Below are 17,074 nucleotides of genomic sequence, written 5' to 3' on the forward strand. Positions count from 1 at the left end.
CTGCCTGTCACGCAGGAGGTCGCGAGTTCGAGTCTCGTCGGCCCCGTTTTTATTGACCGGAAGATGATAGAGAATCTTCCGGTTTTTATTTCCATGAGGGATGTCCGGGGATTTTCATGCAGTATAATTCTCATATATAGTTCCATTCCTGAAGACTTGAAGAACTGGTCTGCGCTGCCCCTTATCTGATCAAAAAAAGGCGCGGAGGATGACCTCCGCGCCTGTATATCATAGCCATCTATATGGAAAATGATCTAGTAGTCCCTGTTGTACCCGCCGCGACCGCCGCCGCCACCGCCGCCACCGCGGCTGTTTCTGCGGTCCTCACGGGGCCTTGCTTCGCTGACCTTAAGGGAACGGCCTTCTATTTCCATTCCATTGACAGCCTCTATCGCTTTCAACGCTTCCTCATCATTTTCCATCTCGACGAAGCCGAAGCCTCTTGAACGATCAGTGAATTTATCCTTGATTATACGGGCTGATGAGACAGCGCCAAAAGGAGCGAAAATCTTGTCCAGATCATCATCATTTGTTGAGAATGGAAGATTTCCCACATAAATATTCTTTGCCATTTTTTACGGATCCTTTCTAAGACATATAAAAACGGGAAAAGGCCGCGGTCACTTCAGGCCGCCGCATTAACTGAGTTACTTTTCATTCACCTCTTTCCCGCTCAGCCAAACAAAGATCGATGAGTATTGCGCCGATATATCTGGCCATATACATTATCCTGTGTGATCCGTACGAATTAAGTTGTCCTGGAATCTGATAAAGACAGGCGCAAATACTTCATCGATAGGATCCTGCAACAGAAGATCTTTGAATTCTGAGCATTTAAACTGTTGGTTCGCTTCTCCTTTTTTGGACAAAAGTCCCTTCTGACCAAATATACAAGAAGAAATATCGGCAAATCCAGTCTTTTTTATTAATTTTAAGGCTATTTTTCAGGGGAAAGATTCGGATTGCCAGCAATCAATAGTGCTGATATCCTCAGGTAATCCCGAGCCGGCTGACCAGGCAGCCGGCAAAGCGGTAAAACCCGCTGGTCCCCGGGCCGCGGACAGATTCCGAAGGAAGAATTCTCAGGATGGAGGAGCAGGATTGAATGGAAAAACGGTTAATCACGGATTGGTTCTTTTTCTTCTGGCCGGCGCGCTCTTTTTTCCGCGGGAGATCGATTCATGTACCTGTATCCTTGTCGGGAAAAAGGCTTCAGTCGACGGTTCTGTGACTACTTCACACACATGCGACAGCAGGATCGACAGGACATGGCTTGAGGCAGTCGGGGAAGGAAAGTACAGGCAGGGCGCAGTATGCGGAGTCTATTCAGGGCTGAGATTCATGCGATTCCCTGGTGATACGGCAGGGGTCGTTCTCAAGAAAGAGATACCGCAGGTCGAGAAGACTTACGCCTATCTGAACAGTTCATATCCCTGTATGAATCAATTCCAGCTGGCAATAGGAGAATCGACTTTCGGGGGAAGACCGGAACTTCGAAACCGCGACGCGGTCTTCTCGTGCGAAGAGCTGTGCCGGTTTGCCCTCGAGAGGGCAAAGACCTGCAGGGAGGCGATCGCCATAATAGGCGAACTGGTTGCGGAATATGGCTATAATGATGGCGGCGAGTGCCTGATGTTTTCCGATAAAAATGAAATATGGCACTTCGAGATCATCGGTTGCGGGAGTGATCGTATCGGCGCCGTTTGGGCGGCGCAGCGTATCCCCGATGATCATATCGGTGTTTCAGCCAACGCAAGCAGGATCATGGAGATCGATCCCGAAGATACAGGGAATTTCATGGTATCGGCAAACATATACGAAGTGGCGATCGCCAATGGCTGGTATGACCCTGGTTCGGGTGAGCCATTCAGGTTCTGCTACGTATATGCTCCCGAAGGAAGGACCAGCATGGCGGCGAGACGCCGTGAATGGAGAGTCTTTGACCTTCTTGCCCCTTCACTGAGACTCGATCCCAATTCGGAGAATTATCCGATATCGGTAAAACCGGATACTCTTGTCTCTGTGAGACAGATCATGGATGTCTTCCGGGATACCTTTGAAGGGACAGAGTTTGATATGACTAAATTCATGTATGTCGAAGACGATAAAGGAAATTTCGTGAAGAGTCCGTACGCAAACCCCTTCATGCATTACGATATGATGCCGCTGATGAAGATCAATGGCGGGTGGGGCAGGATGGGCGAGAGGTGTATAGCGAGGTATTACTGCACATATATAACGATAACTCAGTCAAGAGACTGGTTGCCTGACCCTGTCGGCGGCCTCGTCTGGTTCGGCTGGGATAATCCGGCGATGACGGCATTCGTGCCTCTCTATTGCGGTATCGGCGATCTGCCCGATACCTGGAAGCTGAGCGGCAGGCAGGCGTTCGACAGGGATTGCGCCTGGTGGGGGTTCAACAGGGTAGCCGACCTGGCTGCGCAGAAATGGGGGGAGATGCGCGTAGACGTCGATTCGGTAAGAACTTCCCTCGAAGATGAGGCTTTTGCCGCGATTGAAAATGTTGAAAAAAAGGCTATCGAATTGTACGGGAAAAATCCGGAAAAAGCGAAAAAATATCTTACTGGCTACTCGACAGGGTTCGCTCAAAAGGCGACGGAAGCATACTGGCAGCTTGGAGACCATCTCTGGTGGAAGTACACCGGTAGATTCTGATATTTCAACGCGGATTTGTGCTGCATTAAGGGAGATAGCCCAGGTGTTTATCTGGCAGGCACAGGAAGGGAGTTCTTATGACTGAGACAGCGGATCTGCATGAGAGGAAGTGGTGGAGGTGGTTTGTCCTCGTCATGGTCAGTCTCATCATGTTCGGATCGTACTACGTCTATGATTCGCTCAGTCCGATCAATGATAATATCCAGACGGCGATGGGGCTTGATAATTCGAAATTCGGTCTCCTGTTCACCTTCTACGCCCTTCCAAATATCTTTTTTCTCCTCGTAGTGGCGGGGTTTTTTCTCGACAGGGTCGGTATCAGGAAAGCGGGGAGCTTCTACGCTTTTCTTATCCTTCTCGGTACGCTGCTTACATCGATAGGGGCGGGAAACTCATTTGCCCTTATGTTGATAGGAAGGATGGTCTTCGGATTCGGATCGGAGGCTACCCTTCTCGTAACGAACAAGGTGATAGCCCGGTGGTTCAAGGGAAAGGAACTCGGTCTCGCTTTCGGTCTGAATATAACAGTGATGAGACTCGGGACAGTCCTCGCGCTTAATTCATCGGCCCAGATAGCTTCCTGGAGCGGATCCTGGCGGTGGTCCGTATGGGCCGGTACGGCAGTGATGCTGGTCTCTTTCATATTATTCCTGCTCTATATCTTCAAGGACAGATCGATCGATATAGCTGTGGAAGGTGGAGAAGAAGAGCGGATAGTGATGAAAGACATATTCCATCTGGAACCTGCATTCTGGGCGATCAACCTGTTGTGCCTGACTTTTTATTCGGCAGTCTTTCCCTTCACGAGCCACGCGACCCGGTTCCTTCAGGTCAAATTCGCCATGAGCGCGGCGAAGGGAGGGCAGTATACTTCATATATAATGACTGCCTCGATGATCTTTACGCCTGTGATGGGTTTTTTAATCGATAAATTCGGACACCGCGGAAAGATCATGATAGCCGGTTCGATGCTTATTATTCCGGCACACCTGCTTCTGGGTCTTACTTTTGTGAAACCATACATAGCCTTTATCCTGCTTGGAATATCGTTTTCGCTGGTGCCGGCGGCGCTGTGGCCAGCGGTACCGATCCTTGTACGGGAAAAATTCCTCGGCACTGCCTATGGTCTTATAGCATGGATCCAGAGTATCGGCCTGGCAGTATTCCCGTGGCTTGCCGGCAAGGTAGTCGATATGTCAGGCGGCGATTACACCAGCATGCAATGGATGTTCGCTTCGCTCGGTCTCGCCGGGCTTTTCTTCTCTGTCATGCTGATGATCCTTGACCGGAAAAATCGTTCCGGTCTGGAGCTTCCGAGCCGGCTTGCCCAATCCAGGGCCGACGCGGAGAGGGATCTATCCGGGAGTTGAGAGGATCAGGGATAAATATCGCTGAAAAGGCTGAGTAAAAAGAAGGAGAAGATCTGGCGATCTTCTCCTTCTTTGCAAGGTCTCCGTTTATTGCGAGTGCTGGAGGATCACTTGTCCGAAAGAATGGCAAGAAGGTCTTTCTCAAGCGATTCTGAAGGAGTCTCGACTATTCTTCCGATCTCACTGCCGTCGCGCAGTATGATTATCGTAGCGACCCTTTCCACGTCGAACCACTTTCTGATATCCCGTGACCAGTTAAACAATCTTGCCGGAATCGGCATATCGATCGTAAATCGTGAAGATCCGACGGCGAGCATTCTGATCTCCGAAACGGGATATTCCATTTTTTCCAGTATTTTCCAGAGCCTGGGGATCTCCCTTCGCGAGTCCGGACACCAGGTGCCGAGGACGCAGAGTATTTCCACTCCGTAGATCTTTTCTTCAAGCACCGCGATAGTCGCTTCATCCGGTTCGTACGCAAAGAATTCGCTGTCCCAGCCGTCGAGGCCCTCAATGATCTCTTCCCTCGTCACTTCTCCCATAAGGACAACGGTATCATCACCCAGGTCGATTTTTTCCGCAGCTACTTTTTCCGGTTCTTTTTTCTTTTCATCTTTCAGCGGAGGATATGTCTCATTCCACCACTCAGGCTGATCTTTCAGCCATTTGTCGAACCAGGCCAGCTGGGCGTCAGACCAGGATATGCGCTTTTTATAATCGAGGATGAAATGATTCTGTCCGGAATACTTGATATATTCTACTTCCTTACCAAGTACTTTCAGCGCCGTATACATCTGTTCGCTTTCCCCTGGAGGAACGTTGGTGTCGGAACCTCCGTGAAGGAGAAGAAGCGGTGTCGTTATTTTATCCGCGGCAAAGAGAGGACTCTGGTCGACATAGATATCAGGCCTGTTCCATGGATAGCTTCCGGCAGCTGAAACGGCATTATAGGCGTATCCCCAGTATCCTTCTCCCCAGTAGCTCGGGATCATGCTTATCCCCGCGTGAGAGATCGCCGCGGCGAAAAGATCGGTTTTCGTGATAAGGAGCTGGGTCATGAATCCACCATACGACGCTCCTATACAGCCCACCCTGCAGGGGTTGACGAAAGGATGGGCCTGAAGGAATTCTTTCGTCCCGAATATGATCTCCTCCGCCGTGGTCTTACCCCAGTCATTTACATGAGCCGTTGAAAATTCCTGGCCGAAACCAGTGGCGCCGCTCGGTTGAAGCACATAGACGACATAACCTTTTGCCGCCCAGAGGTTCTTTGGATATCTGCCTCCAAAAGCGCGATTGACCGGGGAAGTCCCCCCATAATAATAGACTATACAGGGGTATTTCTTTTCCGCGTCGAAATCCGGAGGATAGTGAACCCGGCCGACGATCTTTACACCTTTTTCACTGATGAAATCCCAGTTCTCGATCTTTCCGAGCCTGACATTTTCCATCATTTCCCTGTCGGGATCATAGATCTCCTTTGCCTTTCCATTTTTAAGGTTGGCGTAATATAACTTTGCAGGTTGATCAGCACCCGATCCGGAGAAGACCATTGAAAGGCTATTATCGCTTATATCACCCCTGCTTATCACGTCGACGCCGAAATCGAATTCATTGAATCTGCTTTTCCGTGGATCAAACCTGTAGCATTTTACGTATGATCCGCTTTCGGCAACGATATATATGTTCCCGTCGGCTTCAGACCAGACAGCCCTCTGCACCGCGGGATCAAATTCTCTCGTGATCGGTCTTGCTTTTTTCGTTTCGGGGCTGAAAATATAAAGCTGGTGGTCGTAATCATTCGGGATCAATCCATCAGCGATATTTTTTCCATCCTTGCCAAAGGTTGATGGGCCTCCGGTTATAAGTATCTCGCTTCCGTCAGGCGACCACGCGGCATTATTAAGCCACTGTCCCTCCCACAGAAGCGAAGTACTCATATCGTTGAGATCGAGAATCAGGAGCTGAGAAGAAAAGAAGGGACGTTTTTCAAGATCCTCGTAACCTTTCTGCACGAGAAGTCTTTGTCCGTCGGGGTGAATATCATAGACGAAGATGTCGTGTTTTCCCGTCGCGATCTTTCGTGTCGTCCCACCCGGCACCGAAGTCAGATATGTGCTTGTCCTGTTCCTGGCATAGTCAGTCCTATCCTCTATCCCCCTGAGTCTTTTTATCCCTGAGGGATCTTCTTTATAATTCTCTTCGACGTAATAGATCATGTAAGTCTCGTCGGGGCTCCACAGATATCCGCCGAGATCCTTTATCCCTTCCAGGACCGTTTCCGTCCTTCCCGATTCAAGATCGAGGATCTTTATTGAACCGGCGCCATTGGAAAAAAAGGAATATGAAAGACGGTGACCGGAAGGAGCCCACCCCACATTTCTCATGCGGGAATCGTCAAGCATTCTGACCATGGTCCCCTCTGGTAGAGATCTGATCTCCCTCCATGATTCCCTTTCTCCGTCCGGGGGAAGAAATCTCCAGTAACTTATCAGCGCCAGTTTTCCGTCAGGGGAGAGGTCGATAGAACCAATGTTGTTCACATCGAGGATGTTGGAGATATCAAGGGGAGCCGATGGGTCGATAGAAGCCTTGATGGGAGTGTCAAAGCCTTCGCCTGGTCTTATGCGGGCGTCGAAGCTCCATACTGAAACGGAATCAGCCGGCATATAGACTGTCTTGACAACGACCAGGTGCTTTCCCTGCTTGAGATTTTCCGTAGCCGAGACCCTGTGCCTCGTCTTTCCCGTTCTTTCCTTGAGTGATTTTGCTGCTGATCTGCCGTCGATATACAGTTCGAACGGATCAGAGCCTGATACTTCCATCTCGATCTTCGTCCAGCGATGTGTCTCAATATATGAAGCAAGATATGTTATCAACGGTTCATTTCCAGCCGTGTCGAGGTGGACTCCGTCCGTGTCGGGTCTTGCCGGTGTCCACAGGGCGCTGCCTCCCAATGGCAGGTATTCGACTGATTTTCCCACTGGTTTGAAGGCGTCGATTCTCATGTCCCCGAAGGAGAGAAGGAATTTGCTGTCATTATCAGTCTTTTCTTCCTGGTGGAAGGCTGGAAGAGTCGTGGTAACAGGCCCAAGAACAAGCCACTCGCCTATCTGAATATAGGGTGTCTTGTCTGGTTCAGCCCCTGATGAATCCTGAGGCGCCGCTTCGGGAGTCGCAGAGAAGGCACCGGGCGCCGGAATGAATAATGCGGACAATATCGCGAGAATGACCAGAACGGCCCGAAATTCGATCGATCTACGCATCTTTGACCTTTCTCCTGATGGAAACGGATAAACCGCGATCTTTTCTGCTTCAACAGGCAGATATCAGGATAATACAGCCAACAGCCGTCAAGGGCAAGCCAGATCATCGGTCTTTCCGTCCGTAGATCCTTTTGGCGACCATATCTTCTTGAATGGGGCCGGATACAACAGTATATTATCAAAACGAGCGAATGGAACGAGTAAGAGCGCCGAAAGGAAGACAGAATATGGCATCGATCAAAAAAAGGAATACCACTTTCTTTCTGGCAGCGGTCGCGGCGATATGGATCGCCTGCGGAAGCGGTGCCGAAGAAAAATCGGAAGGATGGATCGGTTTCAATGAAGGTATAAAACTGGCTGAAGATACGGGGAAACCGGTAATAATCGATTTTTATACATCCTGGTGCAAGTGGTGCAAAGAGATGGATAATAAGACTTTTTCAGATCCCCAGGTCAGCGGAGTCCTCCAGAAAGGTTTTATTACGATAAGGATAAATGCAGAGAACAGGAGCGAACAGTTGAAATACCAGGGAAAGATCTATACGCCCGCTCAATTGACCAGGCATTTTGCCGTCAGGGGATTCCCCTCGCTGGCATATCTCGAAAGCGACGGAACTAAAATTATGGTTGTTCCAGGTTTCAAGCAGACAAAAGAATTCCTGTTGACGTTGAATTATGTAAATGAAGGATGTTATAAGAAGGATATCACGCTCGACAGGTACCTGAGAAGTGGTGGGAACTGTAACTAGGACCGGTTTAATTGCCTTGAAATGGAGAAGATCAGATGAGGATAGGAGTGCTTACGGGGGGCGGGGACGCCCCGGGGTTGAATCCCGCGATTGCTGGAATAGTTGAGAAAGCCTCAGTTTACGGATACAAGATCATCGGTTTAAAGCGTGGGTGGGAAGCTCTTTCGATCGAGGATAACAAGGACCATATTGTCGAACTGGGTCCGGAGATCATCAGGGAATACAGCAGGCTGGGTGGCAGCAAGCTTCTCTGCAGCAGGACCAATCCTGTTTCGAAGGATAATAACAGGATCGATATTGTAATGAAAAATATCAAGAAACTTAAACTCGACGCCCTGATCGCCATTGGTGGGGACGATACGCTGGGTGCCGGTTCCGCGCTGGTTGATGAAGGGATCCCTGTCGTCGGTATTCCCAAGACGATAGACCGGGATCTGGCGGGGACGGAATATTCCCTCGGATATGATACGGCATTAAATGTAATAACCGAATGTGCTGAAAGGATCGCCCAGTCCGCCGAGTCCCATCAGACGATATTCTTTCTTGAAGTCATGGGGCGCCACGCTGGATGGCTCGCCCTGAGGGGCGGGGAAGCGGCTTTTGCCGATGTGATCCTCATCCCCGAGTATGAATTCACGCTGGACAAGCTTGCCGAAGTCATCCAGAAGAAACTTGATTTTTCCCGAAAGATCGGATTCGATCATGTTTACAAGATCATAATTGTCGCAGAGGGTGCTCATATAGCCGGTGAGGAGGAAGTTAGGAAGGACGCGAAACTCGACGAGTTCGGACATTACAGTCTCGGAGGAGTCGGGAATTATCTTAAAGGTCTGATGGAGCACAGATTCCACCATACTAGGTATACGGCGCTGGCTTATCTTCAGAGAGGCGCCCCTCCTTCCCAGAAGGACAGGCAGGCCGGGCGGCGTTTCGGCAACAGCGCGGTCGAACTGATAAAAAATGGAGACGCGGGCTATATGGTATCGGTCATTAAGTCAAAGTTGACCAAGGTGCCATTGGCGGAGATAAGAAAATCTCCAAGCCTTGTCGATGTCAAAACTTATTATGATACTGAGAATCTGAACGTCAAAATGAGTTGATTCCTAACTCCTTTTGAGCATACCGACCGTTTCCGTATGATAGGTACCCGGGAACATGTCAATAAGGTCGATGCTCGAAAGGATATACCCCGCTTCGATAAGCTTTCCTGTATCCCTGGAAAATGTCGGAGGTTCGCATGAGACGATGATTATTTCCTCAGGCCTGAGTTTTATTATTCCATTCATGGCCGAGTCGGGGATACCGGAACGTGGAGGGTCCGCTATCAACAGATCGGCCTCACGGATCCTGTGTATCTCTTCTTCGGCTTTTCCCTTTCTGAATCTGACATTTTCGATCTTATTCAATTTCAGGGCCGCCGAGGCGTTCTTTACAGCCTGTGGGTCGCGCTCGATCCCTATGACTTCTTCTGATATACGGGAGAGCGGAAGAGTGAAAAACCCCGTTCCGCAATAAAGATCAACAATTTTCCTGACTGCTTTACGGGGAAGTGAAAGGACTGTTTCGATAAGTTTGTCGTTGAGCAGCCTGTTCACCTGAAAGAACCCGTCAGAGCTGATCGGATAATTATAGCCTCCCGCTTCCATCAGGATGTCCGGCGCTCCGGAATCACCTTTTAATCCATGAAAATGCACATTCTCATATCTGTCCAACCTGACTCGGACTTCCGCCCCCGGAAAGCGTGAACTGGCAGGGAGAGAGGAGATCTCTTCACGTACCTTGACAGGCAGAAGAAGGCATCCTTCGTCGGGAAACGGAACGACTGTCCTTGAGCCCTTCATCCTGAATCCCGGCCTGCAATCATCGTCAAACCAGAAGACGGCGTGATTCCTGTAGCCTTCCCGGGAAGGAGAAGCAGTCATCGCGTCCAGTTCCATGCTGATCTTTCCTATCCTGGAAAGGTTCTCGGCCACCGACTCTCTTTTCACTTTCAATTCGCTGTCATAATCAAGATGCAACAGGTGGCACCCTCCGCACCTTCCAAATATCGGGCACCGGGGAGTGACTCGATCCGGAGAGGGTGTGGTTATATTCAGGATCTCCCCGAACAGGACCTTCTTCTTGGCCTCGGTAATATTAAACTCAACGATATCTCCCGGAGCGGTATACGGGATGAAGAGGGTCTTGCCTTCAAAATGCGCGAGGCCCAGACCTCCATAGACTATTTTCTTGATCTCCGTCGAGCCCTGACTGTTCAGATAATCTTTGTCCGACATCGTTTATCGCCCTTTCCGCCTGGCCGTCACAGGTGTCTGACCGATGGCATTTTTTCCATTTGACGCCCCGCAACATGCCAGGAAGAGATCACGCGGCATTTATATCGTCAGGCTATACCTGTTTTATATTGAACAAGGTAGCAGGAAGTGATTATTATAATCCGGTGTATTAAATTATGCAATATCGAGTTTTAAAGGGCGGAGTCTTCTCGTGCGAATAGGAATGGTTCTGAAAGGGAGAATTCCTCCTCCCGATATTCGGGTGGAGAAGGAAGCAGGCACTCTGATTTCGGAAGGGCACAAGGTATTTCTGCTTCTTGAAAGAGGACCGGGACAGCCTCTGCGGGACACGATCCATGGCATCGAACTTTTCCGCGGCGTGGAAATGGGGAAATCAAGGGAAAAATGGCACAGATATACTTTCTCCTTTACTTACAAGGATACCCTCTGGCGCAAGGCGATCGATGATTTTGTGACGGCCAACTCGATCGATGTCCTCCATATCCATGATCTGCCTCTTGTCGGGGAAGCAGTCGAAATCGCGCGGAAACACTCGATACCGGTCGTCGCCGATATGCACGAGAACTATCCCGGAGGCCTTCAGGTATGGTATACGAGCAGATTCAAGAAAAAGACGATCTACAATTTCAAAAGATGGGCGAGCTATGAAAAAAATATACTGGCAAAGGCTGACGCCGTCATCGCAGTGATAGAGGAATCGAGAGATCGTTTGAAAGGAATTGGGATCGAGGCGGAAAGGATATTCGTGGTGCCGAACACGGCACATGTAGAGAGGATAAATATCCCTCTTGATAAAGAGATAACACGCAGGTACGAAGGAAGTTTCATGGTCTCGTATATCGGGGGGTTCGCCCCGCACAGGGGACTGGATATCGTAATACGTTCTCTTCCGAAGTTGAGGGATGAAGTGCCCGGCCTGAAAGTCGTGCTGGTAGGCGACAGGAACAAACCGTACATGGATTACCTCAAGGGTCTCGCGGATGATCTCGGCTGTAGCGACCTGGTAGAGATGCCAGGCTGGCAACCCTTCGACAAGATATGGAGTTATATCGATTCAAGTTCGGTGTGCCTTGTGCCGCATTCGCGTAATCCCCACACCGACACGACGATTCCGCACAAGATATTTCAGTATATGATGGTCAAAAAACCAGTGATAGTCAGCGATTGTCCGCCGCTTAAAAGAATAATAGAAGATGCCGGTGGAGGGCTTGTCTTCAGATATGATTCTCCCGAAGAACTCGCCTTGTCTATAATAAGGCTGTTCAAGGATGAGAACCTGCGCAGGGAAATGGGAGAATCGGGACAGAAAGCTTTTCTAGACCGCTATAACTGGGACAGCACGAGTGGCGATCTCAAAAGATTATACAGAGGCCTGTCGATTGAAAGAAAAGAGAAATAATGGAAGTCAGATTGCTCGATCTGAAATCGCAGTATAAAGGAATCCGTGATGAGATAGAGAAAGCAGTAAAGGAAGTTCTTGAATCCCAGTATTTTATCCTTGGTCCGAGAGTCGCGGAATTTGAAGAGACAGTCGCCAGCTATTGCGGCGTCTCCAATGGGATCGGTGTGGCATCGGGGTCCGACGCGATTCTTATTTCTCTTATGGCGCTTGGGACAGGACCCGGGGATGAGGTCATCACGACGCCTTATACTTTTTTTTCGACTGTTAGTTCGATCACCAGGCTTGGCGCTACTCCGGTCATGGTCGATATCGATCCGAAAACATATAATATCGATCCGGTCAAGGTGGCCGAGGCAGTGACCAGTAGGACAAAAGCCGTCCTTCCCGTGCACCTTTTCGGTCAGACGGCAGATATGGATGGCATAGAAAAGGCAGTCTCCGGCAGAGGGATACCTGTCATCGAGGACGCATGCCAGTCTATCGGCGCGACCTACAATGGGAAAAGAGCAGGTTCGCTCGGGATCGCGGGATGCTTTTCGTTTTTTCCCTCAAAGAATCTCGGTGGATGCGGGGATGGAGGAATGATCGTATCAGATGACGCAGAATTCGCGTCGAAGTGCCGCATGTTGAGGAATCATGGCGGGCACGAAAGATATTATCACGATGTCGTTGGGATCAACAGCAGGCTTGATGCTATCCAGGCGGCTGTCCTTGGAATCAAGATGAAATATCTCGATGAATGGAGCAGCGGACGGAGAATGAACGCATCCTACTACAATGAGGGATTGGCCGGTATCGAAGGGGTCTCGACCCCTTTCGTGGAGGATGGTAATGAAAGCATCTTCAATCAGTACATAATAAGGACGAGGGAGAGAGACAATCTGAAAGCCCACCTTGGCAGCAAGGGCATCGGATGCGAGATCTATTACCCGGTGCCTCTGCATCTTCAGAAATGTTTCAGTTATCTTGGAGGAAAAGAAGGGGATCTTCCCGCGTCTGAGTCAGCCGCGAAAGAGACGCTCGCCCTTCCTGTCTATACGGAACTTTCGAGGACAGAGCAGGATTATGTTATCGAATGCATCAGTGAGTTCATGATAAGCGCGGGCCGGGCATAGCTGGAGCTGACTGAAAAGGATCGGATCAGTTTTGAAGATCGTATGTTTTTCCGAGATACAGTGGCGGTATGTAAGGACGCGAAAACAGCAGATTCTCAGCCGTTTTCCAGGTGACTGGGATATACTCTTCCTTTCAAGCGTAGTGGCGGGAAAGAAGAACAATTTCAGGCCGATGAAAGATGGCCGGATCACGCATCTATGCATCCCCGTCTTTAAGAATTTTCCCCAGAAATCATTGAAAACCCTCTTTTCCTTTCCTCCCGCGAGGTTTATGTGGAATCTGATCCTTCTGGTCTGGGTGAGGATCGCTCTAGCCGTGACCGGGTTCGCTGGCCGCGACAGGGTCTTTTATGTATCAAACATTTATTATTCGGCAATCATCCCTTTTTTGCCGAGAAAAATGATGCTCTACGATTGTAATGATGATCCGATGGAGTTCCCCGATGCTCCTGAATGGTCGAGGAAGTATTTCAGAAAGCTTGTCTCAATGGCGGACAGGACAGTCGCGGTCAGCCGCGGGTTGATGCAACGATTGAGTGAACTCGGGGTCAGGGATATCCACTATATAGGTAACGGTGTTGATTATGATCTCTTCAGAAAAGCGATCGAATCGGGGGTGCCGGAAGAGATGAAAGGCCTGAAAAGGCCACTGATAGGATACTCGGGGGCGATAGCTCCATGGTTTGATATGAAGACTCTCGATCTAGTCGCCGCTTCTTTCAAAGATGCTTCGATCGTCCTCTTCGGACCCCTTTTCGAACCAGGAAGAGGAGAACTGGAAGATATAATCAGGAAAAGAGGTAATATCCATTATCTCGGTTCCTTTCCATATGAGATGCTTGGGGCCTATATCGCCGCTCTTGACGTCGCGATCATACCGCTGCAGATGAATGAACTGATGCGGATGGCTGATCCCAATAAACTGTATGAGTACGCAGCGGCTGAAAGACCGATTGTGACTTTTAAATTCGCAAAAGAGATGGAAGATCTTTCAGGTTTTGTATACCTGGCCGAGACAGCGGAAGAATTCGTTGAAGGGGTCAGGACAGCTCTCGATAAAGGCGGGAACAGTAAGAGTTTGAGGGAGTTTGCCGTAAAAAGCAGCTGGCAGGCACGCGCCGATGAAATGGTAGCACTTGTCATGGATTACAACTGAGCAGGATCCAACAGGAAAGGGCGTTATGAGAAGAAAACTTTACATGGTTCTAATCACGATGATCGGCATCTTTTTGCTGAGCCAGGCCTGTTCCGATGAACCGGATAATTCCGATCTATATCTGCTTGAGGAACTCGAAACGGCATCGGCGGTCAAAGATCCCGGGCAACGGGTCGAGCGGCTCGATCTCTACGCCAGGGCTCACAATACACATCCTTACAGGATACTGGCATATGTAAAACTTCTTGAGACGATCGCCACTGATCTGAACGATCTTGACCGCGCCCTGGATCTTTTCGAAGGTTACCTGGCGAAGGAGACCGATCCGGAGGCAAGGGGAGAGCTGCTTTACAGAAAATTCGCCTATCTCTGGAATTCTCACGGGGAAAAGGCGATAGATCTCGCGGAAGAGTTGATCGACGGAGGGGAAAAAGACTACAAACTGTTTCTCTATATCGGTTATTACACGATGGATGATGCGGCGACGTCGGGACTTGCCCGAAGATTACTTGAAAAAGCGATCGAAAACACGGAAGACCGGTTTAAAAAGAACCACATCCTTACCGTACTGGCAGAGCTGGAAGACAAAGCGGGAAGAAGCGATGAAGCGTATGAGACGGCCTTGCGGGCATCGGATTATACATTCGCGAACGAACTTGTCGGCCGGGCCCTCTGGGAGAGAGGCGAAAGGAAAGAAAGCCTTGAGGCATATATAAGGTTGGCGGCAGGAGCTCCGGGATATGGTGAGCATATCAGACTTGACAGCCTCTACGCTCTTGTCTATCAGGATACGGACCATCTGAAGGGAAAGATCCTGGATAAACGGCTTAATGACGAAGGACCGGTCCCTGATTGGGACTTTATCGATATCAGGGGAAGAAAACACAGGATATCGGAATACAGAGGCACAAAGCTTGTGATCAGCGCGTGGAGCCCCACCTGACCTCCATGTATTGCGGAGTTGCCGCAAATGGAAGAACTCAGGAAAAAAGAAGAAGAACTTGGTTTCAGGATACTGCTGACCGATGCCAAGGGAATGCTCGGTAAGACTCGCGAGATCCTCGATGAAAAGAATATCACGATACCATTGCTTCTCGATAGCCGGGGATATGCCAGGAACAAGCTGAACGCGATGTATACTCCTACTACCTTTATCATTGATGGAAAAGGCCGGTTAAGGGCGAGACTGGTCGGAGGATCGGAAAATATTGTAGAAGTAGTCACGGACCTGCTTGAAAAGATATGATTGGTCCTGCCGTGCCTGAAGGCGTCAGTTCTGGTAAAGGGCTTCGCTGTCGGTTTCGATCTTTCTGACAGTCTCGTCAAGAGTGTCAAGGAGTGATCTGTCGAGATCATCCGACCGCGCGTTGTTTATCAGTTCAATCGCGTCTGATGGATTGTTCAGATGATCGCTGAGGATCCTCGCAAGGAGTATCGAGGTCTTGGCGACAATATTAGGGGACTCATTTTTCTCGATTATATATCTGTATATATCGTGTGCTTCTCCATATCTGTCTTCTTCTGCAAGCCATTTACCTATACGCATGAGCGATTGGGCCTGAATAGTCAACCGGTCACAGGCTATCAGCCGGAAGGCAAAGTCAGTCGCTTCATAAAGGCGGGATCTGATGATCAGGGTCTTCAAAGTCTTTTCCCCGAGGATGAGGCAGTCATCGAAGATTCCGTGTTCGATGTAAATGGAACAGATATCAATGGCAAGCTTGAGATCTTCAGGGCGGTCCTGGAGCAGCTGTGAAAATATCAATCTCGCCCTTCCGATCTGATTTTCGTTTATCAAACGGCATCCTTCATCAAATCTCGGGTCGCTGAGCACACCTTCGTCGATCTGTTTTTTCTCGACCATCGGATCGATCCATTTCTTCTCCACTCCGGTAGCTTTAAAAGTGAGTGCGGTGATGATTCCGGCCATATATCCCGCTATATGAGCAAGGTATGCCACTTCTGATCCTCCGCCTCCGAATTCGGCGAGCGATTTTAACGCGACCTGCTGGAAGAACCAGAAAGGCAGGAAAACGAAAGCGGGGAGGTAGAAATTGCCCCAGAATGGGCGGAACAGGAAGATGAATAAATAGAAAAACTTGATCCGGGTCATAAAATGCCTGACAGTGAAAGCGCCCATGATCGCGGCGATCGCTCCGGAGGCGCCGATCAGCGGAATACTCGAGGAAGTATCCTGAAGACAGTGAGCCCATCCGGCGAATATGCCGCCCGCAAGGTAGAAGGCGAGAAACGGATACCGGCCCCAACTGTCCTCGAGCAGGCATCCGACGACCCACAGGAAAAGCATGTTTCCAAGAAGATGCCAGATATCTCCATGAAGGAAGAGATGGGTGACGAAAGTCCATATCCTGTTCATTTTAGCCGGTACCAACCCGAGGGAGTATGAGGGCAGGCCGGCCAGAGCGCGGTCCTCCTCTTCCTTGCGTATCTTCCAGTCCCTGAAAAGATTGTTTGCCTGCGAAGCTCCGTGATAATATGATTCGTCTCGTGAAAGGAGGATATCGCCGAATTCCCCGATTTTTTCTATACAGTCGAATGATTCTCCCGTCGCGACATAGATCCCTTCCTCAATAGCGGGAAAATCGCGGGCATTCCTGATACTCGCGATAGCTGCTGACTGATATTCATCGAGATATTGACCGTCCGGGTCACCTGGATTTTCTTCGAGGAGATAAAGGTGCACCTGATCGGCATATAGATCAGGATAGATCGTAATGAGCTTTTCGGAAGGGTCCTCGGATGTAAGGCCCGATAAAATATGAATAACCACGCATGTCACGATAAGGGAGATCGTAACGAGCGGTTTCAGGGCGAGTGTGTTTTTTGTTCCTATCGGTATAATAATCATCCGGGGCCCCTTTGCCACGATCCGGGATCAGACCATTGCATATTGAGATTCAGCGAAAAACCGATATATCGAAGATGTTGGATAAATTCTCCTAACATATTGTCGATATGAACGATAAACCACATCGTGTTGAAACTGGCCACTTCCGGTAATGGGTAACAGCAAGAACGATTC

14 protein-coding genes are annotated in these 17,074 nt (G+C 49.5%); 10 read left to right on the forward strand and 4 right to left on the reverse strand.

Annotated features, from left to right (window positions below):
- On the forward strand, positions 1-189 hold a 189-nt coding region (locus JW814_02345; GenBank protein ID MBN2070270.1), incomplete at its 5' end, for a hypothetical protein.
- A 65-nt stretch (positions 190-254) separates the two neighbouring features.
- Here JW814_02345 and JW814_02350 read toward each other — a convergent pair.
- Positions 255-572 (reverse strand): RNA-binding protein, encoded by a 318-nt coding sequence (locus JW814_02350; protein ID MBN2070271.1) that lies wholly within the window; start codon positions 570-572, stop codon positions 255-257.
- A 529-nt stretch (positions 573-1,101) separates the two neighbouring features.
- Between JW814_02350 and JW814_02355 the strand changes: the two genes are divergently transcribed.
- Entirely contained in the window at positions 1,102-2,676 is a 1,575-nt protein-coding gene (locus JW814_02355) for a C69 family dipeptidase (GenBank protein MBN2070272.1), read from the forward strand.
- Positions 2,677-2,753: 77 nt separating this feature from the next.
- Positions 2,754-4,046 carry an MFS transporter gene (locus JW814_02360; GenBank protein MBN2070273.1) on the forward strand — a complete coding sequence of 431 codons (1,293 nt, stop codon included), beginning with the start codon at positions 2,754-2,756 and terminating at the stop codon, positions 4,044-4,046.
- Between the two features lie 107 nt (positions 4,047-4,153).
- On the opposite strand, the gene JW814_02365 is transcribed toward JW814_02360, so the two are convergent.
- The gene (locus JW814_02365) at positions 4,154-7,312 is read right to left on the reverse strand and encodes a S9 family peptidase (protein ID MBN2070274.1); all 3,159 of its coding nucleotides are present in this window, start codon (positions 7,310-7,312) and stop codon (positions 4,154-4,156) included.
- Between the two features lie 227 nt (positions 7,313-7,539).
- On the opposite strand from JW814_02365, the gene JW814_02370 reads away from it, so the two are divergent.
- A complete protein-coding gene (locus JW814_02370; GenBank protein MBN2070275.1) occupies positions 7,540-8,061 on the forward strand; it encodes a thioredoxin family protein in 522 nt (173 codons plus the stop codon).
- A 35-nt stretch (positions 8,062-8,096) separates the two neighbouring features.
- Positions 8,097-9,161, forward strand: coding sequence for an ATP-dependent 6-phosphofructokinase (locus JW814_02375; GenBank protein ID MBN2070276.1), 1,065 nt, complete (start codon positions 8,097-8,099; stop codon positions 9,159-9,161).
- Between the two features lie 3 nt (positions 9,162-9,164).
- Here JW814_02375 and JW814_02380 read toward each other — a convergent pair whose 3' ends face one another.
- Entirely contained in the window at positions 9,165-10,337 is a 1,173-nt protein-coding gene (locus JW814_02380) for a class I SAM-dependent RNA methyltransferase (GenBank protein MBN2070277.1), read from the reverse strand.
- Between the two features lie 211 nt (positions 10,338-10,548).
- On the opposite strand from JW814_02380, the gene JW814_02385 reads away from it, so the two are divergent.
- The 5 genes from JW814_02385 to JW814_02405 are packed head-to-tail and all read left to right on the forward strand — an operon-like array spanning position 10,549 to position 15,277.
- Positions 10,549-11,757 (forward strand): glycosyltransferase family 4 protein, encoded by a 1,209-nt coding sequence (locus JW814_02385; GenBank protein MBN2070278.1) that lies wholly within the window; start codon positions 10,549-10,551, stop codon positions 11,755-11,757.
- Positions 11,757-12,875, forward strand: coding sequence for a DegT/DnrJ/EryC1/StrS family aminotransferase (locus tag JW814_02390; GenBank protein MBN2070279.1), 1,119 nt, complete (start codon positions 11,757-11,759; stop codon positions 12,873-12,875). Before JW814_02385 ends, JW814_02390 begins: the two co-directional genes overlap by 1 nt.
- Positions 12,876-12,906: 31 nt before the next feature.
- Positions 12,907-14,031 carry a glycosyltransferase gene (locus JW814_02395; protein ID MBN2070280.1) on the forward strand — a complete coding sequence of 375 codons (1,125 nt, stop codon included), beginning with the start codon at positions 12,907-12,909 and terminating at the stop codon, positions 14,029-14,031.
- A 25-nt stretch (positions 14,032-14,056) separates the two neighbouring features.
- Positions 14,057-14,974: a hypothetical protein gene (locus JW814_02400; GenBank protein MBN2070281.1), complete on the forward strand. Its 918-nt coding sequence runs from the start codon at positions 14,057-14,059 to the stop codon at positions 14,972-14,974.
- A 27-nt stretch (positions 14,975-15,001) separates the two neighbouring features.
- Entirely contained in the window at positions 15,002-15,277 is a 276-nt protein-coding gene (locus JW814_02405; GenBank protein MBN2070282.1) for a hypothetical protein, read from the forward strand.
- Positions 15,278-15,301: 24 nt separating this feature from the next.
- Here the strand turns inward: JW814_02405 and JW814_02410 are convergent, their stop codons facing one another.
- A complete protein-coding gene (locus JW814_02410) occupies positions 15,302-16,900 on the reverse strand; it encodes a rhomboid family intramembrane serine protease (GenBank protein ID MBN2070283.1) in 1,599 nt (532 codons plus the stop codon).
- Positions 16,901-17,074: the final 174 nt, after the last annotated feature.

It is taken from the genome of Candidatus Krumholzibacteriota bacterium, assembly GCA_016932415.1.
Taxonomy (GTDB): Bacteria; Krumholzibacteriota; Krumholzibacteriia; order Krumholzibacteriales; family Krumholzibacteriaceae; genus Krumholzibacterium.

Bases quoted from the DNA above. Each gene is read 5' to 3' on its own strand.
- JW814_02350 (MBN2070271.1), bottom strand. From the start codon at position 572: ATGGCAAAGAATATTTATGTGGGAAATCTTCCATTCTCAACAAATGAT.
- JW814_02360 (MBN2070273.1), top strand. From the start codon at position 2,754: ATGACTGAGACAGCGGATCTGCATGAGAGGAAGTGGTGGAGGTGGTTT.
- JW814_02365 (MBN2070274.1), bottom strand. From the start codon at position 7,312: ATGCGTAGATCGATCGAATTTCGGGCCGTTCTGGTCATTCTCGCGATA.
- JW814_02370 (MBN2070275.1), top strand. From the start codon at position 7,540: ATGGCATCGATCAAAAAAAGGAATACCACTTTCTTTCTGGCAGCGGTC.
- JW814_02375 (MBN2070276.1), top strand. From the start codon at position 8,097: ATGAGGATAGGAGTGCTTACGGGGGGCGGGGACGCCCCGGGGTTGAAT.
- JW814_02380 (MBN2070277.1), bottom strand. From the start codon at position 10,337: ATGTCGGACAAAGATTATCTGAACAGTCAGGGCTCGACGGAGATCAAG.
- JW814_02390 (MBN2070279.1), top strand. From the start codon at position 11,757: ATGGAAGTCAGATTGCTCGATCTGAAATCGCAGTATAAAGGAATCCGT.
- JW814_02400 (MBN2070281.1), top strand. From the start codon at position 14,057: ATGAGAAGAAAACTTTACATGGTTCTAATCACGATGATCGGCATCTTT.
- JW814_02405 (MBN2070282.1), top strand. From the start codon at position 15,002: ATGGAAGAACTCAGGAAAAAAGAAGAAGAACTTGGTTTCAGGATACTG.
- JW814_02410 (MBN2070283.1), bottom strand. From the start codon at position 16,900: ATGATTATTATACCGATAGGAACAAAAAACACACTCGCCCTGAAACCG.